17 protein-coding genes are annotated in these 20,169 nt (G+C 71.1%); 12 read left to right on the top strand and 5 right to left on the bottom strand.

Features of this window, described 5'->3' with window-relative positions:
• Position 1: 1 nt before the first annotated feature.
• The 5 genes from BH719_RS10260 to BH719_RS08475 form a co-directional block, all read right to left on the bottom strand.
• The gene (locus BH719_RS10260; protein WP_009744423.1) at positions 2-679 is read right to left on the bottom strand and encodes an ROK family protein; all 678 of its coding nucleotides are present in this window, start codon (positions 677-679) and stop codon (positions 2-4) included.
• Positions 676-1,548, bottom strand: a complete 873-nt coding sequence (locus tag BH719_RS08460) for an SIS domain-containing protein (protein WP_034255410.1) — start codon at positions 1,546-1,548, stop codon at positions 676-678. Before BH719_RS08460 ends, BH719_RS10260 begins: the two co-directional genes overlap by 4 nt.
• A 215-nt stretch (positions 1,549-1,763) precedes the next feature.
• Complete coding sequence (locus tag BH719_RS08465; RefSeq protein ID WP_009744425.1) at positions 1,764-2,960, bottom strand: Gfo/Idh/MocA family protein; 1,197 nt, start codon at positions 2,958-2,960, stop codon at positions 1,764-1,766.
• 991 nt (positions 2,961-3,951) lie between these two features.
• Entirely contained in the window at positions 3,952-5,112 is a 1,161-nt protein-coding gene (locus tag BH719_RS08470; RefSeq protein WP_009744427.1) for an ROK family transcriptional regulator, read from the bottom strand.
• Positions 5,113-5,230: 118 nt separating this feature from the next.
• Complete coding sequence (locus tag BH719_RS08475) at positions 5,231-6,934, bottom strand: DUF4832 domain-containing protein (protein WP_009744428.1); 1,704 nt, start codon at positions 6,932-6,934, stop codon at positions 5,231-5,233.
• A gap of 144 nt (positions 6,935-7,078) precedes the next feature.
• Between BH719_RS08475 and BH719_RS08480 the strand changes: the two genes are divergently transcribed.
• The 12 genes from BH719_RS08480 to BH719_RS08535 form a co-directional block, all read left to right on the top strand.
• Complete coding sequence (locus BH719_RS08480; RefSeq protein ID WP_034255412.1) at positions 7,079-7,993, top strand: carbohydrate ABC transporter permease; 915 nt, start codon at positions 7,079-7,081, stop codon at positions 7,991-7,993.
• A 13-nt stretch (positions 7,994-8,006) separates the two neighbouring features.
• Entirely contained in the window at positions 8,007-8,885 is an 879-nt protein-coding gene (locus tag BH719_RS08485; protein WP_009744431.1) for a carbohydrate ABC transporter permease, read from the top strand.
• 28 nt (positions 8,886-8,913) lie between these two features.
• Positions 8,914-10,269 carry an ABC transporter substrate-binding protein gene (locus tag BH719_RS08490; protein WP_009744432.1) on the top strand — a complete coding sequence of 452 codons (1,356 nt, stop codon included), beginning with the start codon at positions 8,914-8,916 and terminating at the stop codon, positions 10,267-10,269.
• Between the two features lie 127 nt (positions 10,270-10,396).
• Positions 10,397-11,887: a glycoside hydrolase family 36 protein gene (locus tag BH719_RS08495; protein WP_009744434.1), complete on the top strand. Its 1,491-nt coding sequence runs from the start codon at positions 10,397-10,399 to the stop codon at positions 11,885-11,887.
• A 228-nt stretch (positions 11,888-12,115) separates the two neighbouring features.
• On the top strand, positions 12,116-13,402 hold the full coding sequence (locus BH719_RS08500) for a geranylgeranyl reductase family protein (RefSeq protein WP_009744435.1): 1,287 nt from the start codon (positions 12,116-12,118) through the stop codon (positions 13,400-13,402).
• A 37-nt stretch (positions 13,403-13,439) separates the two neighbouring features.
• Positions 13,440-13,799, top strand: a complete 360-nt coding sequence (gene ndhC, locus BH719_RS08505) for an NADH-quinone oxidoreductase subunit A (protein ID WP_009744436.1) — start codon at positions 13,440-13,442, stop codon at positions 13,797-13,799.
• A gap of 22 nt (positions 13,800-13,821) precedes the next feature.
• A complete protein-coding gene (locus BH719_RS08510; RefSeq protein ID WP_009744437.1) occupies positions 13,822-14,376 on the top strand; it encodes a NuoB/complex I 20 kDa subunit family protein in 555 nt (184 codons plus the stop codon).
• Positions 14,373-15,110, top strand: coding sequence for an NADH-quinone oxidoreductase subunit C (locus BH719_RS08515; RefSeq protein WP_009744438.1), 738 nt, complete (start codon positions 14,373-14,375; stop codon positions 15,108-15,110). The genes BH719_RS08510 and BH719_RS08515 overlap by 4 nt, the downstream gene beginning before the upstream one ends.
• Positions 15,110-16,459 carry an NADH-quinone oxidoreductase subunit D gene (locus BH719_RS08520; RefSeq protein ID WP_009744439.1) on the top strand — a complete coding sequence of 450 codons (1,350 nt, stop codon included), beginning with the start codon at positions 15,110-15,112 and terminating at the stop codon, positions 16,457-16,459. Before BH719_RS08515 ends, BH719_RS08520 begins: the two co-directional genes overlap by 1 nt.
• Complete coding sequence (gene nuoE, locus BH719_RS08525; RefSeq protein ID WP_009744440.1) at positions 16,456-17,157, top strand: NADH-quinone oxidoreductase subunit NuoE; 702 nt, start codon at positions 16,456-16,458, stop codon at positions 17,155-17,157. The genes BH719_RS08520 and nuoE overlap by 4 nt, the downstream gene beginning before the upstream one ends.
• Entirely contained in the window at positions 17,154-18,455 is a 1,302-nt protein-coding gene (gene nuoF / locus BH719_RS08530) for an NADH-quinone oxidoreductase subunit NuoF (protein ID WP_009744441.1), read from the top strand. The genes nuoE and nuoF overlap by 4 nt, the downstream gene beginning before the upstream one ends.
• The coding region (locus BH719_RS08535) for an NADH-quinone oxidoreductase subunit G (protein WP_009744442.1) at positions 18,452-20,169 on the top strand (1,718 nt) is incomplete at its 3' end. The genes nuoF and BH719_RS08535, both read left to right, overlap by 4 nt.

Genomic DNA, 20,169 nt, shown 5'->3' on the forward strand with positions numbered 1-20,169 from the left:
ATCATTCCGGCTTCGGCGGCGCGCCGGGCGATGGCCGAGGCGGAGGCGATCTGCTCGAGGGGGCCCTCCTGCCGGGGTGGTCGGGGTCTTCGACCACGATCTGGCCGATCTCGCCCGCCCACGCGGGAGCGGGGCAGGGGCGCGAGCCGATGACGAGCGCCGAGGCTATCCCCGTGCCGATGGCGACGTAGAGCATGTCCGCTTCGCCCACCCCCCACAGCGACTCGGCCAGGGCGCCGCAGCGCACGTCGTGGCCCAGCGCGACAGGGGAGCCGAGGGCGGCGGAGAGGAGCCGGCGCAGTGGGGCGCCGCGCCACCCGAGGTTGGCCGACAGTACGCCGACGCCCAGGGCCTCGTCGACGATCCCGGGAACGCACACGCCCACGGGCACTCCCCGTCCCGCGTCCAGGCGGCGCACGAGGCCGACGACGGCGCCGACCAGGCCGGGGACGTCGTCGACGGGGGTCGCGCGTGGGCCGGCCGTTCCGAGGACGGAGCCGTCCTGCCCGACCAGCGCGCCCTTGACCGTGGTGCCGCCGATGTCGATCCCGATGGCCGCGGGGACCGGTGCGGCGGGGGAGGGGCTGTGTCCTGCGCCGCCGGAGGGGAGGGCGCGTCCCGGTGCGGCGGGGCGGGGAGCGCCCCCCTCCGCTCCGCCGCCCCGGTCGTCGGCGCTCACGGCAGGATCACCGAGCGCGTGAGGTTGCGCGGAGCGTCGGGATCCAGGCCCCGGGCCGCGGCGCGCGCGACGGCGAGGCGCTGGGCGAGGACCAGGTGGGCCATCGGATCCCACTGCGAGGACACCAGTTCCGCGCCGGTCGCGGCCACCTGCTCGCCGAGGCCCTCGGGGACCGGGCCGAACACCCAGGTGAGGCGCCCCGGCTGGGCGATGGAGATGGGGCCGTGGCGGTACTCCATCGCCGGGTACGCCTCGGTCCACGACTGGGAGGCCTCGCGGAGCTTCAGGCCGGCCTCGTTGGCGAGCCCGATGGTCCAGCCGGTGCCCAGGAACGCGATCTGGTCGGCGTCGACCCAGCGCTGGGGGAGCTCGGCGTCCAGCGCGAGCTCGGCGTCGGCGGCGGCCGCGGCGATGTCATGGCCGAGCGAGGCGCGGAAGTAGGCCAGGGCGCTGGTGGCGAAACGGGTCTGGACCACGGACTCCTCGTCGGCGAAGCCGAGGACGACTTCGGCGGAGGCGAAGGGGGAGGCGGGTCCGCCGCCGACCGCTGTGACCAGCAGTCCCGGGGTGCCGCGCTCGGCCAGGCGGCGCAGGACGTCGACGACCTCAGTGGTGGTTCCCGATCGGGACAGGCAGATGACGCGGTCGTAGTGGCGGTCCCAGGGGAACTCCGTCGCAGTGAACGCGTCGCCCGGTCCCTTGCCCTCGCGCTCGCGGGCGGTGGTGTACGCCTGGGCGATGAACCACGAGGTGCCGCATCCGACGACTGCCAGGGATTCGCCGTCGCGGGGGAGCGGGGAGGCGTCGACTTCCAGTGCGCGCCTCCACAGCCGCGGTTGGCTGGCGATCTCTTCAAGGGTTTGGGACATCCGTGTCTCCTCACGCATCTCGCGAATATGCAACACTCATTTGTAATGAGTGTTCTTATACTACCGGTGCGCGGGCCGTTAGGGGAACGGGTCAGCCGTCTTCCGCCGCGGGGCCGAGGGCCGGCCTCCTCAGCGGGCCGTCTCAGCCGCTTTCCGCACCGGAACCGGCTCAGTTCAGTGGTCCGGGTTGCGCGCGCCCCAGCGCCGGGGCGCGGCTACGCGCCCCGCAGCCGGGTGGCGCGCCGCTGGTTGTCCTCGAAGTACGCCGCCAGTTCCGGGCGGACGCGGGGCACGTCGTAGGGGGTGTTGTGGTTGCGCAGCGAACGGGTCGCCAGGACCCCGGCGGCAACAGCCTCCCGGGCCCCCAGGGGCGTGGTGTCGGTGGGCTCCCCGTTGAGGACGAAGCGCAGGAACTCGGCCATTGTGGCGACGTCCGCGTCGTCGTGGCCCCCGGCGTCCCCCCGGAGCGGGATCTCGATGTCCCCTTTGGCGTCGTAGCCGCGCCGGTGGGTCCACACGCGCACGACGCCGCCCTGGCCGTCGCCGAAGTTCTCGGCGCGGCCCCGGGTGCCGATCACCGTGTAGTTCCGCCAGTAGTCGGGCGTGAAGTGGCACTGCTCGTAGGAGACCATGGCCCCCGAGACCTGGCGCATGAGCAGCATCGACATGTCCTCCACGTCGATCGTGGGGTTGAGGCCGGTGAGGGACTCGGGGGGCCAGTTGTCGAAGGAGAACCAGTCCTGCATGAGCTGGCCCGGGCGGGGGGCCCTGTCGGCCAGCGAGCCGTACACCATGAGGTCGCCCATGGCGACGACCCGGGCGGGGACGGAGTCGGAGAGCCAGTTCATGACGTCGATGTCGTGGGCCGCCTTCTGCAGCAGCAGGCCGGTGGTCCGCGACCGGTCGGCGTGCCAGTCCTTGAAGTAGTAGTCGCCGCCGTTGCCCACGAAGTGGCGGCACCAGATGGCCTTCACCTGTCCGATCGTCCCCTGGCGGATGACGTCGCGGAGCGTGCGCACCACCGCCATGTGGCGCATGTTGTGCCCGACGTAGAGGGGGGTCCCAGTCCGGTACGCGGTCTCCAGGACGCGGTCGGCGCCCTCGATCGTGATGGCGATGGGCTTCTCCAGGTAGACGGCGGCGCCGGCCTCCAGCAGTGCGCAGGTGATGGCCTCGTGCGTGTCGTCTGGGCTGGTGACGATCGCCGCGTCGATCCCGGCGGCGAGGAGCTGGTCGGTGTCCTCCACCCAGGCCAGGTGCTCGCCGAACGCTCGGGCCGCACGCGCGCGCATCTGCGGGTCGGGGTCGGCTCCGCCCACGAGGCGGGCGCCGAGGCCCGTCCTGGCCAGGTTCGCTGCGATGGCGCTTCTGGCTCCGAGGCCGATGATTCCAATGCGCAGCTCGGCGACCATGGTTCCTCCGTCGGGTGAGTGCCGTCTATGGGCGCCATCAATTATTCTCGTGGCGGATGGGTTATGCAATATTCTAGACAAAAGTGTTGGGACGAGTGCCTGGGCGGACTGCGCGGGGGCGTGGGCGGGCTGCGCGGGGGCGTGGGCGGACTGTGCGGGGGCGTGGGTGGACTGTGCGGGGGCCCGGGCGAGGCCGGACGTGGTGCGCGCCGACACAGGGGGCGCTTCTCGCGCGAGGCGCGGGCGCACTCGCCGCCGTCACGGCCTCCGCTGCGATGGGGCATTCCTGGCGCGCGAGGAGCGGGCTGTCTCTTTCCTGGGAGACCCGAACGACTGGCCGGGCATTCCTGGCGCGCGAGGAGCGGGCACTGCCCAAGGCGCGGGTTCTCCTGCCATATCCCCGTCGGGGAGGACAAGGAAGCGGCCAGGCGCAGACGCGGGGGCGAGTGCTCCTTCGCCCCCGCCTCCCACGCCATGCGCGACGTCGTCGAGCAGGCCTTCGCGTCCTACAAGCAATGGAGGGGGCGCACTGGCCGCCCGCCACGGACGCACTCGCCATCGTCCACACAGCAGGCCTCCTCACCCACACGATCCTCACCCGGCCCACTGAAGAGACGCGCCCTAGTGCTCCGCTCTGCGGGATCCGCCCGCGGTTGGGCCACTTAGCGCGCCCCTGCGCCACTTAGCGCGCAGCTGCGCCACTTGGGCCCGAGCGGGCCCTGGTCCTCCCGGCGTGTCGGGGGTCTAGGTGGTGCGGGCAGTGTCCAAGTGGTGCTGGTGCTGTGGTGCTGGTGCTGGTGCAGGTGCAGACGGAGGCACAGGCTTCAGGGCGTGTTGCGCGAGTCGGCCATTGCGCCACTTAGCGCGCGGCTGCGCCACTTGGGCCCGAGCGGGCCCTGGTCCTCCCGGCGTGTCGGGGGCCTAAGTGGTGCGGGCAGTGCCTAAGTGGTGCAGACGGAGGCGCAGGCTTCAGGGCGGGCTGCGCGAGGGACTAGGCGTGCTGGGTGAGGGATTGCGCGGGCAGCAGGTAGTCGGAGTACGAGTGCGCCTCGAGGAACTGCGCGCCCCGCCACGCGGCGCCCTCCACGACCCCGCGGGAGCCCAGCTGGGACACCCGCAGTTCTGGCATCCGCAGGACGAGGGGGGCCAGGGCCTCGGCGAAGGGGTCCTTCCACAGGTCCGCGGAGGCGGAGATGCCGCCGCCGAGGATGAGCACGTCGGGGTCGACGGTGAGCGCGAGGGCCGCCGCCCCGACGGCCAGGTCGTGGGCGAACTCGTGCACCAGGCGCGCCGCCTCGCGGTCGCCCCCGCGCATCCGCGAGCACACCCACTCGGCGGCCATGATGAGGGGCAGTCCCTTGGGCAGGTCGGGGTGGCGGGTGAAGATCGCGGGGGCCTTCGCCCACCGCAGGATGTCGAGGGCGCCGACCTCGCCCGCGGCCCCGCCCCCGCCCCGGCAGACGACGCCGTCGATCATGAAGGCCGCGCCCACGCGGGCGCCGGCCATGATGAACGCCCCGTTGGACACCCCGATGGCCTGGCCCCTCCACGCCTCGGCGGTGAGGGCGAGTTTGCAGTCGTTCTCCACCAGGACTCTCCGCCCGTAGCGCTCGGAGAGATCCTGGACGATGTTGACCGCGGACCAGCCGGGCAGGGTGTTGCCGAAGGGGCTGTTCCCCTCCAGGTCGACCGGGCCGGTGAGGCCGGCGGAGACGACCGAGACCCGTTGGGCGTCGACCTCGGCGCGGTTCAGGGCCTCGTCGATGACCCCGTGGGTGCGCTCCACGCGAGTCGCGGCGGGGGTGCGCGGCGAGACGGGGTCCTCCGCGTAGCCGAGCTCCGCGCCGTTGAGGTCCGTGAGCAGTGCGCTGACGCGGTTCGCGCCGATGTCGACGCCGAGGACCAGGCCGGCCGTGGACGCGAAGCGGTAGCGCTTGGCGGGGCGGCCGGCCAGGTTCCCGTTCGCCGGGGGCAGAGAGAGGATCCACCCCAGCTTCTCCAGGTGGGCGACCGTGGAGGAGATGGAGGTGCGCGACAGCCCGGTGGCCTGCGACAGCTGGGTGACGGTCGCCGAGTCCACGCCGCGCAGGTACGAGATCACCGTGAGCGAGTTCAACTCACGGACGCGGTCGGGTCCAAAAGCTTCAAGCATGGTGCGTCCTCGGATCATGGCGGTGCCCGCCTCCCTTGTGCCACAAGTTTATCGTGTGAGGGCGCGTTGCGGCCCGCTCAGGCGGGTGCGGCCGGGCCGGGCCGCACCCGCCCGGTCCTCAGCGCTTGCGCCGGACCAGGAGCGCGCCGACCGCCCCGGCCACTGCGGCCACGATGATGAGGGGGGCCGTCAGCGAGCCGGTGTTCGCCAGGTGCGAGGCCTTCGTCCCCGCAGTCGGCCTGGCGGTGGGGGCACCCGGATCCGCGGGCGCCTGGGTGGCCGTCCCGGCGGGGTCGGGGGAGGCGCTAGGGCTGGGCGCGGGGCCCGTCTGGAGCGTCGAGACCGCCAGCGGCAGGGTGAGCGCGCCCTCGAGGCGCGTGCCCATGCCCTCGTTGGCGAAGGCCACGGGGGCGCCTCCGGGCAACGGGTTGACGACCCGCATGGTCACCGCCAGGTCGCCCGCGTCGGCGGGAACCGTGATGTCGGCGCGGGCGGTGGCGCTGGCGCCGGGCTGGATCGTGGGCAGCACGCCCCCGGCCCGCTGGGTCCCCACGACGGCGCCGGAGGGGTCGAGCAGGGCGAACTCCAGGGGCCAGTCCGCGTAGAAGGGCGCCAGGCCGCTGTTGGCGATCTCGGCCTCCACCGACACGGTGCGGGTCCCGGCCCCGTTCGAGGCGGGCTCGGACACCGAGGCGCGCGCCCGCGTGGCGCTGAGCACGTAGCCCATGCGGGCGTTGGCGGTCTTCGCGCGCTCGAGGTCGGCGCCGGTGTAGCCCTCGGAGAACGCCTTGTGGTTCATGAGCCACGTGGCGTGGGTGGCGTCCAAGGAGGCGTCCATGTCGAAGTTGCGCCCCTGGGCCTTCTCGGCGTCGGCCCCCGGGCAGCCCAGGGGCTGGGAGAAGATGCAGGTCTGGAGCGGCGGGTAGACCTCGCCGCCGATGGGCGCGTGCTGCCACGCGTCCTCCTCGTGCTCGGCCTTCATGTGGGACATGAAGTGCCAGTCCACGTTGTCCAGGGTCGAGTAGGCGAAGGAGTCGTCGTGGTAGCCCATGCCGTGCGCCTTCGTGGCCGCGGAGGGCTCGCGGTACTGGACGGCGGTCGTGTTGAAGGCGTCGTCCCAGGCGGCGACGAGGCGGTCCTGGAAGTCCTGGGCGGGCATCCAGTTCTCTCCCTTGGGGTTGTCGGCGCTGGTCTCGCCGTTCATCGGCCACGTGTGGTTCTCGCCCCAGAACCCGATGAGCCCCGCTGTGATGAAGCCGATGCGGGCGTCGCCGTCGTACTTCTCCCCGAGGGCGCGCACGAAGTCGAGGATCATGTCCTGGACGCGGGAGTCGTTGTAGTCGGGGGAGAAGGAGATCTTGTTGTTGTCGAAGACGGTGTAGGTGCGGGACGTGTCGATGCCCTGGTCGATGAGGTACTGGGGCACGCCGGTGGGCCGGCCCGGGTAGTCCAGGTAGAAGCGGAAGATGGTCTGGTGGCCGCGCTGGCCGATCTGGTTCAGGCGCGCCTCGAACGCTGAGAAGTCGTAGGCGTGGTAGCCGGTGACGACGGAGGACACCGGCATGTAGGTCCACTCCATCGTGTACCCGAGGCCGTCGGAGGCCGAGGGCGGCGCGGAGCCGTCGTCGGGGGCGAAGGGCATGAAGCCCTTGAGCGGGTTCGCCACTGGGGCGGGGGCCGATGCGACCGGCTGCCACTGGTCGGACGGCGTGGACGCGATCGACGAGGCCGAACCGGTCCCGAGCGCCGCGGGCAGGCACGCCCCGGCGGCCACGAGGAGCCCGGCCGCTGCTGCGGTCACCGTTTTCCTTGCAGTCCTCATCCTTGAGAATCCTTCCGTGTTGACTGTGGAGGAGGGTCCCCCATATAAGGAAGTCAAGCAGTGGGGAGCAATTCTGTCAATGGTCTTGACAAAGTTTGTCAAAGATGTTTCATTAGTCGTGTCACATCAATGGAGGTGTTCTCAATGACGAGTCCAGCGGTGGCGGGGGAGCGCACAGCGGCCCCCCGTGCCAGGAAGCGCAGGGACGACCGGATTGCGGCTGCAGTCCTCCTGGCGCCCTCGTTCGCGGGCTTCCTCGTATTCTACGTCTATCCCGCCCTGCGGGGCCTGTGGTACTCGTTCACCGATTTCTCGATGCTCAAGCCCCCCAACTTCGTCGGCCTCGACAACTACTCCGCCGCGCTGGGCTCGACCGAGGTCTGGAACGCCTTCGTCGTCACCGTCGCCTACGCGGCCTACAACATCATCGGGCAGACCTTCCTCGGGCTCCTGCTCGCCGCCCTCATGCAGCGCTTCGCCCGCTCGACGTGGGTGCGCTCCATGCTGCTGCTGCCCTGGCTGGTGCCCAACGTCGCCATCGCCCTGATCTGGGGGTGGCTGCTCGACGCGAACCTCGGCTTCGTCACCCACCTGCTCAAGGGCATCGGCATCGAGGGCGTCACCTTCTTCAACGAGCGCGCCGCCATGCCGATCGTCGCGGGCATCAACATCTGGGCGTACACGGGCTACACGGCGCTGCTGCTGTACGCCGGGATGCTGCAGATCCCGGGCGAGCTCTACGAGAGCGCCGCCCTGGACGGGGCGGGGGAGGCGCGCATGTTCTTCTCCATCACCCTGCCCCTGCTGCGCCCCGTCCTGGTCCTCGTCTTCGTCATGGGCCTCATCGGCTCGTTCCAGATATTCGACACCGTCCAGATCGGCTACGCCGGGCACCCCATACCCGCGGTGCGCGTCATCTACTACTACATCTACCAGCAATTCACGTTCCTGAAGATGGGCTACGCCAGCGCCGTCGCCATGCTGCTGGTCTGCGTGCTCGGCGTGCTCACGGCCATCCAGCTGCGCCTCATGCGCGCGGGAACGTCGGACCTGGCCTGAAAGGGGAGCACCAGTGCTGCGCAGAATCCAGGCGTCGCGCGTCGCCGCCTACATCATCATCGCCCTGGCGGTCCTCGTCACGGTCTTCCCCTTCTACTGGATGATCAGGACCGCGCTGACCCCCCAGGCCGACCTCATCGCCGACTCCACCAGGCTGTGGCCCTCCCACCCCACCCTCATCAACTTCAAACGGATCCTCGGCCTGGTCTCCGTGGAGGAGGCCCAGGCCGCGGGGGGCTCGGGCGCCACGATCAACTTCGCGATCGCCACGACCAACTCCCTCATATACTCCGGCGGCATCGCCATCGCCCAGACCTTCTTCGCCGCGTGCGCCGCCTACGCCTTCGCCCGGCTGCGCTTCCCCGGCAAGAACCTCCTCTTCGGGTGCGTCATCGGCGCGCTCATGGTCCCCGGCATCTTCTCCCTGCTGCCCAACTACGTCCTGGTCAAGCAGCTCGGATGGCTGGACACGATGCACGGCATGATGCTGCCGGCCCTGTTCATGGCGCCCTTCTCCGTGTTCTTCCTACGGCAGTTCTTCCTCTCGCTGCCGCGCGAGATCGAGGAGGCCGCGATGCTCGACGGCCTGGGGCCCATCGCCCGCTTCTTCCGCGTGACCATCCCCATGTCGACAGGGCCGATCATGACGATGGCCCTCATCACTATCATCGGGATGTGGAAGGACTTCCTGTGGCCGCTGCTCGTGGGGAGGAACGGCGCCCAGTTGCTCACCGTCGCCCTCGGGATCTTCCAACAGCAGTCCCCCAACCGCGCCCCGGACTGGACGGGGCTCATGGCGGGCTCGACCCTGTCCGTCATCCCCGTTCTCATCCTGCTGGTCCTCATGGGCCGCAAGCTCGTCGAATCGCTCAATTTCTCAGGAATCAAATAGGCCCCGTGCCCCGACCCGAAGGAATACCATGAAACCCCGCACCATAGCCAGTGTCGGCCTCGCGGCGCTCATGACCGCGTCCCTGGCCGCCTGCAACGCGAACACCTCCTCGACCACCGGAGGGGAATCCGGCGCCGACGGCGTCACCATCAACTACTGGCTGTGGGACGACCGCCAGGCGCCCCTCTACCAGCAGTGCGCCGACGACTTCCACGCGGCCAACCCGGGCATCACCGTGAAGATCACCCAGACGGCGTGGGGGCAGTACTGGGAGACGCTCACCACGCAGCTGTCCGCGGGCAACGCCCCCGACGTCTTCACCAACCACTCGGCGCACCTGCTGCAGTTCATCGACAACAACCAGATCATGGACCTGACGGAGATGGCCCAGAAGGCGGGCGTCGACGACTCCATCTACCAGCCCGGCCTGGCCGACCTGTCCAAGTACGACGGCAAGCGCTACGGCCTGCCCAAGGACTGGGACACGGAGGGCCTCCTGTACGACACCGCCGTGGCCACCGAGGCCGGGTACTCGAAGGAGGACATGGCGGAACTGACGTGGAACCCCACTGACGGCGGCACCTTCGAGCAGTTCATCGCCAAGACCACCGTGGACGCCAACGGCAAGAACGGCCTCGACCCCGACTTCGACAAGAGCAACGTCGTGCGCTACGGCTTCTACCCCGAGTGGGCCGACGGGGCCATCGGCCAGAACGGCTGGGGCAACCTGGCCGCCTCCAACGGCTTCACCTACGGCGACCGCAACGTGGCGCCCACGAAGTTCAACTACTCCGACCAGTCCCTGGTCGACACCGTCACCTGGATCCACGGCCTCATCGACAAGGGCTACGCCCCCAAGTACGACCAGCAGTCCACGCTGGGCACCGAGGCCACGATGAACGCGGGGACCGCGGCGTCCACGATCCAGGGCTCCTTCACCGCCAGCGGCTACCTGGGCAAGGACGCGCAGCGCGCCTTCGCCTTCGCGCCGCTGCCCAAGGGCCCCATCGGCCGCCGCTCCGCGATGAACGGCCTGCACGACGTCGTGTGGTCGGGCACCACCCACCCCGACGAGGCCTTCAAGTGGGTCGCCTACATGGGCTCCGAGGCGTGCCAGGTCAAGGTCGGCGAGTCCGGCGTCATCTTCCCGGCCGCCACGAAGGGCACCGAGGCCTCACTCAAGGCGCGCGAGGCGCAGGGGCAGGACAACTCCGCGTTCACCAGCGTGGTCGAGAACAAGGAGACCTTCCCGGTCCCCGTCCTGGCCCACGGCGACGAGGTCAACACCCTCATCGAGGACGCCATCAAGGCGATCGCTGACGGGGCGGACGCCAAGTCCACCCTGGAGGCCGCCAACCAGAAGGCGAACGACCTGCTCAAGTAGCCCCATCGACGAGGCGGGGGCCGGTGCCGCAGTGGGAAGCGGCCCCCGCCTCGTCCCCTGCCGCCGACGACTCCCGCCCGCCCGGGCCCGGCGCTAACGGGCCCGCCCCCACACGAAGGACCACGCGATGACCAGCCCCGCCCCCGCCCTGCCCAACGGCGCCCCCCTGCTCGCCTCCCCCGGCGCCCGCATCGTCAAGGAGGGCGACGGCCACGTGCTCATCAGGGCATCGCGCGTCGCGATCCTGCACTCGATGGCGGGCGGCCAGTACTACCGCAGCGGCCACAACTCCTGGTCCCCCAGCGGCTGGTCGGCCCTGGACGGGCCCCCTCTGCGCATCGCGGACCCCGAGCGGCGCACCACCGCCGACGACCCCTCCTCCGACGACCCCTTCCGCCACCACGGATCGTGGATGGGGGCCGTGGCGCGCGGGGAGGGCGGCGAGGCGCTGCTCGTGGGCGCCCTCGACGGCGCCCACCCCTGCGTGCGCTGCGACGAGGACACGCTGGTCGGCTTCGACCCCGGCGGCGACGCCCTGTGGATGGTCGCCTGGGGGGACGAGCAGGGGGTCTTCGACAGCTACACGGCGGCGCTGGCCCCCCGCGCCCTGCCGCGCCGCCCCGCCCCCCGCGTGTGGTGCTCGTGGTACTCCTACTACGAGAAGGTCACGTGGCGCGACATCGAGGAGCAGCTGGACTCCCTGGCCGGCCTGGGGTACCGGACCGTGCAGATCGACGACGGGTGGCAGGCGGGGGTCGGCGACTGGCGGCCGAACGCCAAGTTCGGCGACCTCGCCGAGTGCGCCCGGAGGATCCGCGACCACGGAATGACGCCCGGGCTGTGGGTCGCGCCCTTCATCGCCCGCGAGGGCGCGCCCCTGCTGGAGGCCCACCCCGAGGCGTTCGTCCACGGCCCCGACGGCTCCCCCGTGGTCGCCGGATACAACTGGGGCGGCCCGTACTACGCGCTCGACACCACGCACCCCACCGCGCAGCACTACCTGCGCGGCCTCGTGCGCACCCTGGTCGGCGCGGGCATCGGCTACCTCAAACTCGACTTCATCAACGCGGCGGCCGTCCCCGGCCAGCGCTTCCAGGAAGCCTGGGGGGACGAGGCGTACCGCCTCGGCTGCGCGGTCATCCGCGAGGAGGCGCCCGACGCGTACCTGCTGGGCTCGGGGGCCCTGGTCATCCCCTCCATCGGCGTCCTCGACGGCATCCGCGTCAGCTGCGACGTGGCGCCCATCTGGAAGAACTACGCCACCGAGGACCCCTCGGACGCCGAGGCCCGCAACGCCTTCAAGGGCTCCGTGGCGCGCCTGTGGCTGCGCTCCCTCATCGACGTCGATCCCGATGTCGTGTTCTTCCGCCACGTGAAGAACCTGCTCAACGACCAGCAGATCGAATGGCTCCGCGATGTCGCCGCCGTCGCGGGCTTCAAGTCCTCCTCCGACCCCGTCGCGTGGCTCACCGAGGAGGAGAAGGGCACGGCCAGGGCGTGGCTGGCGCGCGATGAGGACATCGAGCGCGTCTCGCGCAACACGTGGCGCATCGACGGGCGGGAGGTCGATTTCGGCCCCGGCCTGGCCCGGCCCGAGCACTGCTACCCCGTGTCGTGAGTGCGGCGGGCGCCGCCCCCCGGCGTCCCCGGCCCGCCCGCGATTAAGGAAAGCGGGGCATTCGCAAATTCCGCTCCGACGCGCGGGCGCCGCCCCCGTTTTGCCGCGGAAACAGGCCGAAACGGGATCGAGGTGCGCCGGGTCACCCCGATGGTTAATGTGGGCCAACGGATCGCAAGCGCGCGGTCCGTCGCGCACGTGCGTGCGCGCAACCCATGGACACGGAGGATGAAGGTGGCAGCCAACAGCGAGGGCGATACCTGCGCCGACGTCGTCGTCGTCGGCGCGGGCCCCGCTGGAGCCGCCACCGCCTACCACTTGGCCACCGCGGGCGCGGACGTCCTCCTGCTCGACAAGAGCGCATTCCCGCGCGACAAGATCTGCGGCGACGGGCTCACCCCCGCCGCGGTCCACGAGCTGGCCGCCATGGGCGTGGACACGACGGGATGGGCGCGCAACCGCGGCCTGACCGTCATCGGCGGCGGGCACACCATCCACATGGAGTGGCCCGACCAGAAGTCGCTGCCCGGGTACGGGCTCACCCGCGCCCGCGCCGACCTCGACCACGCCCTGGTCCGCCGCGCCGTCGAGGCCGGGGCTCGCCTGGTGGAGGGCGCCACCGCCACCGGGGCCACCACGGACGCCTCGGGCCGCGTCACCGGGGTCGCCGTCAGATCCGGGCGGGGCAGGGACGCCCGCTCCTACACCGTCAGCGCCCCCCTCACCGTCGACGCGGGCGGAGTCGCGGCGCGCCTGTCCACCGGCCTCGGCCTGGCCAAGCGGGCCAACCGGCCGATGGGGGTCGCCGCGCGCGCCTACTTCCGCTCCCCCAGGGGCGACGAGGAGTGGATGGAGTCCCACCTGGAGCTGTGGAGCGGCGAGCCCGGGCGCTCCGACCTGCTGCCCGGGTACGGGTGGATCTTCCCCATGGGCGACGGTGTCGTCAACGTCGGACTCGGCTCCGTCTCCTCCCGCGCGGGCGGCACCGACCTGCCCTACAAGAAGGTCTTCGAGGCGTGGACCTCGAACCTGCCCGCCGAATGGGGGCTCACCCCCGGCAACCAGATCGGCCCCCTGCGCTCGGCCGCCCTGCCCATGTGCTTCAACCGCGCCCCCCACTATGCCCAGGGCCTGGCCCTGGTGGGCGACGCCGGGGGGATGGTCTCCCCCTTCAACGGCGAGGGCATCGCCCCGGCGATGCGCGCCGGGCGCTTCGCCGCCTCCTGCGCCGTCCAGGCCCTGCGCCGCACGACCCGCGCCGGATTCGACCGCGCCATGGGCGAGTACCCCCGCCTGCTGCGCGAGGAGTACGGCGGCTACTACCAGCTCGGGCGCGCCTTCGTCGCCCTCATCGGCAAGCCCCGGATCATGAGGGCGTGCACGAACCTGGGCCTGCCCGTGCCGCGCCTGATGAAACTCGTCCACAAGCTACTCTCGGACGGGTACGAGCGCCACGGCGGCGACATCGACGACCGACTCATCACAACGCTGACGAAGCTGGTGCCCCCGGCATGACCACGACCAGCACCTCGCCCACACCCCGGGAGGAACAATGACGAATCCCTACGTGCCGCTGCTCATCATGTCGGCAGCCGCCCTCGTACTGGCGTTCGGGGGCCTGGCCGCCTCCGCCGTCCTGGGCCCCACGAAGAAGTCCACGACCAAGGCGGACAACTACGAGTGCGGCATCCAGCCCACCAGCGCCCACCTCACCGAGGGCCGTTTCCCCGTGCGCTACTACCTGGTCGCCATGACCTTCATCATCTTCGACATCGAAGTGGTCTTCATGTACCCGTGGGCGGTCAGCTTCAACCAGCTCGGCCTCTTCGGCCTGGCCGTCATGATGAGCTTCCTGGTGACCCTGGCCGTGCCCTACGCCTACGAGTGGCGCCGCGGCGGCCTGGACTACTGACGGAGAGGGACTGAGGAGAAACATGGGTCTTGAAGAATCCCTGCCCGCGGGCATCGCGCTCACCAGCGTCGAGAAAGTGCTCGGACTGGCCCGCAAGCACAGCCAGTGGCCCGTCACCATGGGCCTGGCGTGCTGCGCCATCGAGATGATGGCCGCGGGCACCCCCCGCTTCGACATGGCGCGCTTCGGCCTGGAGGTCTTCCGGGCCTCGCCCCGCCACTCGGACCTGATGATCGTGTCGGGCCGCGTCAGCCACAAGATGGCTCCCATCATCCGGCGCGTCTACGACTCCATGCCCGAGCCCAAATGGGTGATCTCCATGGGCGCCTGCGCGTCCTCCGGCGGCGTCTTCAACAACTACGCCGTCGTGCAGGGCTGCGACCACATCGTGCCCGTCGACGTCTACCTGCCCGGGTGCCCGCCCCGCCCCGAGGCGCTCATCCACGCGGTCCTGGTGCTGCGCGAGCAGATCGGCAAGGAGCCCCTGGGCGTCCACCGCCGCGAGATCGCGCGCGAAGCCGAGCGGGCCGCCCTCGAGGCGACCCCGACCCACCAGATGAAGGGACTCCTCGTATGAGCGACCTGTCGATCCCCGGGGAGGGCGCGCCCGCCCGGGCCGAGGCGGCCCCGTCCCCGCGCGGCTTCGCGCTGCCCGAGCCCATCGCCCGCCGCGAGGGCCTCTTCGGCGCCGGCGCCGACTCCTCCACCTCCGGTTTCTCGGGGCTGGTCGCCGACTCCTTCCTGCCCGGTGAGGCGGCCCGGCCCTACGGCGGCTGGTTCGACCAGGCCGTCGACGTCCTCGAGGAGCGCATCGGAGCAGACGGCCTCGAAGTCGCCGACGTCATCGAGAAGGTGGTCGTCGACCGCGGCCAGCTCACCGTCTTCATCGCCCGCGAGCACATCGTGCGCGTCGCCTCCTACCTGCGCGACGACCCCGACCTGCGCTTCGAGATGTGCCTGGGCACCAACGGCGTCCACTACCCGGCCGACACCGGGCGCGAGCTCCACGCCGTCTACCCCCTGTACTCGATCACCCACAACCGGATGATCCGCCTCGAGGCCGCCTGCCCCGACGAGGACCCGCGCATCCCCTCCATCGTCTCCGTCTACCCGGCCAACGACTGGCAGGAACGCGAAACGTGGGACCTCCTCGGCATCGTCTTCACCGGGCACCCCTCGTTGACCCGCACCGCCCTGCCGGACGACTGGGTGGGCCACCCCCAGCGCAAGGACTACCCCCTGGGCGGCGTTCCCGTCGAGTTCAAGGGCGCCACCACGCCGCCCCCCGACACGCGTAGGAGCGTGAACTGATGAGCCGACCCGCCTTCCACGCAGCGCCCGGCGCCGCCGACCTGCCCCTCGACGACATCCCCGAGGTCCTCGCCCAGGGCGGGGACTGGGATGAGGTCCTGGCCGAGATCGAGAAGCTCACCTCCGAGCGCATCGTCGTCAACCTGGGGCCCGTCCACCCCTCCACGCACGGCGTGCTGCGCCTCATCCTGGAGCTCGACGGCGAGAAGGTCCGCGAGACCCGCGTCGACACCGGGTACCTGCACACCGGCATCGAGAAGAACATGGAGTACCGCACCTGGACCCAGGGCGTCGCCTACTGCACGCGCATGGACTACGTGGCGCCGTTCTTCCAGGAGGCCGCCTACTGCCTGGGCGTCGAGAAGCTGCTCGGCATCACCGACGACGTGCCCGAGCGCGCCTCGATGATCCGCGTCGTCATGATGGAGCTGTGCCGCATCGCCTCGCACCTGGTCGCCATCGGCTCCACGGGCAACGAGATGGGCGCCACGACCATCATGACCATCGCCTTCCGCGGGCGCGAGGAGATCCTCCGGGTCTTCGAGCGCGTCACCGGGCTGCGCATGAACCACGAGTACATCCGCCCCGGCGGCGTCATCCAGGACATCGGCGAGGGAACCACGGGCTACATCCGGGAGCGCCTGCGGGGCGTGCGCCGCGACATCGGGGAGCTCCAGGACATCCTCCAGGAGAACCCGATCTTCAAGAAGCGCCTGTGCGACGTGGCCGTCATGCCGCTCAGCGCCCTCATGGCCCTGGGCCACACGGGCCCGGGGGTGCGCGCCGCAGGCCTGCCCCTCGACCTGCGCAAGACCCAGCCCTACTGCGGCTACGAGGACTACGAGTTCGACGTGCCCACCCGGGACCAGTCCGACGTCTACAACCGCACGATGGTGCGCTTCGACGAGTGCTACGAGTCGATGCGCATCGTGTGGCAGGCCCTGGAGCGCCTGGATGCCTGCGAGGGGGCGCCCACCATGGTGTCCGACCCGCAGATCGCCTGGCCCGCGCGCCTGTCCGTCGCCTCCGACGGGCAGGGCAACTCGCCGGACCACGTCCGCGAGATCATGGGGGAGTCGATGGAGTCCCTCATCCACCACTTCAAGCTGGTCACCGAGGGGTTCCACGTGCCCGCCGGGCAGGTCTACCAGACCGTCGAGCACGCCAAGGGGATCCTCGGAGTCCACCTGGTCTCCGACGGGGGGACGCGCCCCTTCCGCGCGCACTTCCGCGACCCCTCCTTCGCGAACCTTCAATCACTGGCCATGATGACCGAGGGCGGCCAGCTGGCCGACGTGGTCGTCTCCCTGGCCGCAATCGACCCCGTCCTCGGAGGCGTTGACCGATGAGCTACACCCCAGACGTTGAGGCCCGGCTGCGGGCGGACTCCGCGCAGATCATTGCCCGCTACCCCGAGGGGCACTCGCGCAGCGCCCTGCTGCCGATGCTCCACCTCGTCCAGTCCGTCGACGGCTACGTCAGCGCCGACGGCATCGACCTGATCTCGCGGATCCTCGACCTGCCCCGGGCCGAGATCTCCGCCGTCGCCACGTTCTACACGCAGTACAAGCGCCACCCCACCGGCGACTACCTCGTGGGCGTGTGCACCAACGCCCTGTGCGCGGTCATGGGCGGGGACGAGATCTGGGAGAGGGTCTCCGCCAAGGTCGGCGTCGGCAGCGACGAGACCAGCGAGTCGGGCCGGATCACCCTGGAGCGCATCGAGTGCAACGCCGCGTGCGACTACGCACCCGTGGTCATGGTCAACTGGGAGTTCTTCGACAACCAGACGCCCGAGTCCGCGCTGGCGCTCATCGACGACATCGAGGCCGGGCGCGACATCCACCCCACGCGCGGCCCCGCCGTGGCGCCCGCCTTCAAGGAGAACGAGAGGCTCCTGGCGGGCTTCCCCGACGGCCGCGCCGACGAGGGCCCCTCCGCGGGCCCGGCCACGCTCCTGGGCGTGGGGATCGCCCAGGAGAACGGGTGGACCGAACCCGTCGCCGTCCCCGGCGGCGCCCAGGCGGAGGGGGGCGAGCAGGCGTGACGACCTACCGCGCGCCCGGGCCGCTCACCCCGGTCCTCACCCACGGGTGGGGCCAGGAGCGCTCCTGGACCCTCGACTCCTACCGCCAGCGCGGCGGCTACCAGGGGCTGGAGAGGGCCCGCACGATGGAGCCCGCCGCCATCATCGACGCCGTCAAGGCCTCGGGCCTGCGGGGCCGGGGCGGCGCGGGCTTCCCCACCGGCCTCAAGTGGTCCTTCCTGCCGCCCGACGACGGCGGGCCCCGCTACCTCGTCGTCAACGCCGACGAGTCCGAGCCCGGCACCTGCAAGGACATCCCCCTCATCATGGGCAACCCGCACGTGCTCATCGAGGGCATCGCGATCACGTCGCGCGCCATCGGCTGCGACCACGCCTTCGTCTACCTGCGCGGCGAGGTCGCCCACGTCTACCGCCGCCTCCTGCGGGCCGTGCGCGAGGCCACTGAATCCGGCGTGCTCGGCGGCCTGCGCATCACCGCCCACGCGGGCGCGGGCGCCTACATCTGCGGCGAGGAGACGGCCCTGCTCGACTCCCTCGAGGGGCGCCGGGGCCACCCGCGCCTCAAGCCCCCCTTCCCCGCGGTCGCGGGTCTGTACGCCCGGCCCACCGTGGTCAACAACGTCGAGACCATCGCGCAGGTGGCGGGCGTCTTCCGCAACTCGCCGGAGTGGTACTCCTCGATGGGCACCGACAAGTCCAAGGGCCACGGCATCTTCTCCCTGTCGGGCCACGTCGCCAACCCCGGCCAGTTCGAGGCGCCCTTCGGCATCACCATGCGCGAGCTCATCGACATGGCCGGCGGCATCCGCCAGGGCCACCGCCTGAAGTTCTGGACCCCCGGGGGCTCGTCCACGCCGATCTTCACCGAGGACGAGCTGGACACCCCGCTGGACTACGAGTCCGTGGGCGCCGCCGGATCCATGCTGGGCACCCGCGCGCTGCAGGTCTTCGACGAGACAGTGTCCGTCGTCCGCGTCATCGCCAGGTGGAGCGAGTTCTACCAGCACGAGTCGTGCGGCAAGTGCACGCCGTGCCGCGAGGGCACCTACTGGATCAAGCAGATCATGCTCCGCCTGGAGCGGGGCGAGGGCCTGCCCGGCGACGTCGACCTGCTCGACGAGATCGCCCACAACATCGCGGGGCGCAGCTTCTGCCCCCTGGGCGACGCCGCCGCGACCCCCATCATGTCCGGCATCAAACGCTTCCGCGAGGAGTTCGAGGCGGGGCTGACCACGCCCGCGCGCGAGCGCTTCCCCTACGGGGCGTCCGCCACCCACGCGCGAGGAGGAGCCCGATGAGCGACGCCCCCACGATGGTCGACGTCATCATCGACGACGTCCACGTCTCAGTACCCAAGGGGACCCTGGTCATCAGGGCCGCCGAGCAGGCGGGCATCCGCATCCCCCGTTTCTGCGACCACCCGCTGCTGGAGCCCGTCGCCGCGTGCCGCCAGTGCCTCGTCGAGGTCGGCATGCCCGACCGCAACACCGGCGAGCTGCGCTTCATGCCCAAGCCCCAGCCCTCGTGCGCGCAGACCGTCGCCCCGGGCATGGTCGTCAAGACCCAGCACACCTCCGGGGTGGCCGACACCGCCCAGCGCGGCGTCATGGAGTTCCTGCTCATCAACCACCCGCTGGACTGCCCCGTGTGCGACAAGGGCGGCGAGTGCCCCCTGCAGAACCAGGCCATGACCGAGGGCCGCGGCAAGTCCCGCTTCGCCGACGCCAAACGGACCTTCAAGAAGCCCCTGCGCATCACCTCCCAGATCCTGCTCGACCGCGAGCGCTGCATCCTGTGCCAAAGGTGCGTGCGCTTCGGCAAGGAGATCTCCGGCGACGTGTTCATCGACCTGCAGGGCCGGGGCGGGGGCACCGCCCCCACCGACGACCACTACTTCATGGGCGAGCAGATCGGCGGCTTCGACACCACCACACTCGGGTTCTTCGACCCGGCGGCCAAGGACAACTCGGCCCCCGACCTGTCCGGCCCCTACGGCACCGACGCCATCGCCGGTTCCTTCAACGAGGGGGACCTGGGCCCCGCCGGCCTCGACCAGTCGGGGCGGGCCTTCGCCTCGTACTTCTCCGGCAACATCATCCAGATCTGCCCCGTGGGCGCCCTCACCGCGGCGTCCTACCGCTTCCGCGCCCGCCCCTTCGACCTGGTCTCCACCGCGTCGGTGAGCGAGCACGACGCCTCCGGATCGGCGGTCCGCCAGGACATCCGCCGCGGAGTGGTCGTGCGCCGAATGGCCGGCAACGACCCCGAGGTCAACGAGGAGTGGATCACCGACAAGGACCGTTTCGCCTTCGAGTGGGACGGGCAGGACCGCCTGAGGACGCCCCTGGTGCGCGAGGACGGGGAACTGGTCCCCACCTCGTGGTCGGATGCCCTCGACCGCGCGCGCAAGGGCCTGGAGGCGGCCCCCTCCGCCGGGTTCCTGCCCGGCGGGCGGCTCACCTTCGAGGACGCCTGGGCGTGGTCCAAGTTCGCGCGCACAGTCCTGGGATCGGACAACATCGACTTCCGCTCGCGCGAGGCCACCGAGGAGGAGCGCTCCTTCCTGGCCTCCACGGTCGCGGGCACCGGCCTGGGCGTCACCTACTCCGACTTGGAGCGCGCGGGCCAGGTCCTCCTCGTCGCCCTGGAGCCCGAGGACGAGTGCGGCGCCCTCTTCCTGCGCCTGCGCAAAGGCGTGCGCCGCGGCGGGGCGCGGGTCGCCACTGTCGCCCCATACACGTCCACCGGCTCCCAGAAGCTCTCCGCCACAGTGCTGCGCTCCGCGCCCGGCACTGAGCCCGCCGTCGTCGACTCCATCGCGCCCGGCGGCCAGAACGCCGCCCTCTTCGGCGCCCTGTCAGGGGGAGTCGTCCTGGTGGGCGAGCGCGCCGCCCGCACCCCCGGGCTGCTCACAGCGGTGCGCGCCCTGGCCCAGCGCAGCGGCGCCCGCCTCGCGTGGGTGCCCAGGCGCGCCGGTGACCGCGCCGCCCTCGAAGCGGGCCTGCTGCCCGG

Source organism: Pauljensenia hongkongensis, from assembly GCF_001746855.1.
GTDB lineage: Bacteria > Actinomycetota > Actinomycetes > Actinomycetales > Actinomycetaceae > Pauljensenia > Pauljensenia hongkongensis.

Coding starts and splice junctions, on each gene's coding strand:
- BH719_RS08460 (WP_034255410.1), bottom strand. CDS start 1,548: ATGTCCCAAACCCTTGAAGAGATCGCCAGCCAACCGCGGCTGTGGAGG.
- BH719_RS08465 (WP_009744425.1), bottom strand. CDS start 2,960: ATGGTCGCCGAGCTGCGCATTGGAATCATCGGCCTCGGAGCCAGAAGC.
- BH719_RS08470 (WP_009744427.1), bottom strand. CDS start 5,112: ATGCTTGAAGCTTTTGGACCCGACCGCGTCCGTGAGTTGAACTCGCTC.
- BH719_RS08475 (WP_009744428.1), bottom strand. CDS start 6,934: ATGAGGACTGCAAGGAAAACGGTGACCGCAGCAGCGGCCGGGCTCCTC.
- BH719_RS08480 (WP_034255412.1), top strand. CDS start 7,079: ATGACGAGTCCAGCGGTGGCGGGGGAGCGCACAGCGGCCCCCCGTGCC.
- BH719_RS08490 (WP_009744432.1), top strand. CDS start 8,914: ATGAAACCCCGCACCATAGCCAGTGTCGGCCTCGCGGCGCTCATGACC.
- BH719_RS08495 (WP_009744434.1), top strand. CDS start 10,397: ATGACCAGCCCCGCCCCCGCCCTGCCCAACGGCGCCCCCCTGCTCGCC.
- BH719_RS08500 (WP_009744435.1), top strand. CDS start 12,116: ATGAAGGTGGCAGCCAACAGCGAGGGCGATACCTGCGCCGACGTCGTC.
- ndhC (WP_009744436.1), top strand. CDS start 13,440: ATGACGAATCCCTACGTGCCGCTGCTCATCATGTCGGCAGCCGCCCTC.
- BH719_RS08510 (WP_009744437.1), top strand. CDS start 13,822: ATGGGTCTTGAAGAATCCCTGCCCGCGGGCATCGCGCTCACCAGCGTC.
- BH719_RS08515 (WP_009744438.1), top strand. CDS start 14,373: ATGAGCGACCTGTCGATCCCCGGGGAGGGCGCGCCCGCCCGGGCCGAG.
- BH719_RS08520 (WP_009744439.1), top strand. CDS start 15,110: ATGAGCCGACCCGCCTTCCACGCAGCGCCCGGCGCCGCCGACCTGCCC.
- nuoE (WP_009744440.1), top strand. CDS start 16,456: ATGAGCTACACCCCAGACGTTGAGGCCCGGCTGCGGGCGGACTCCGCG.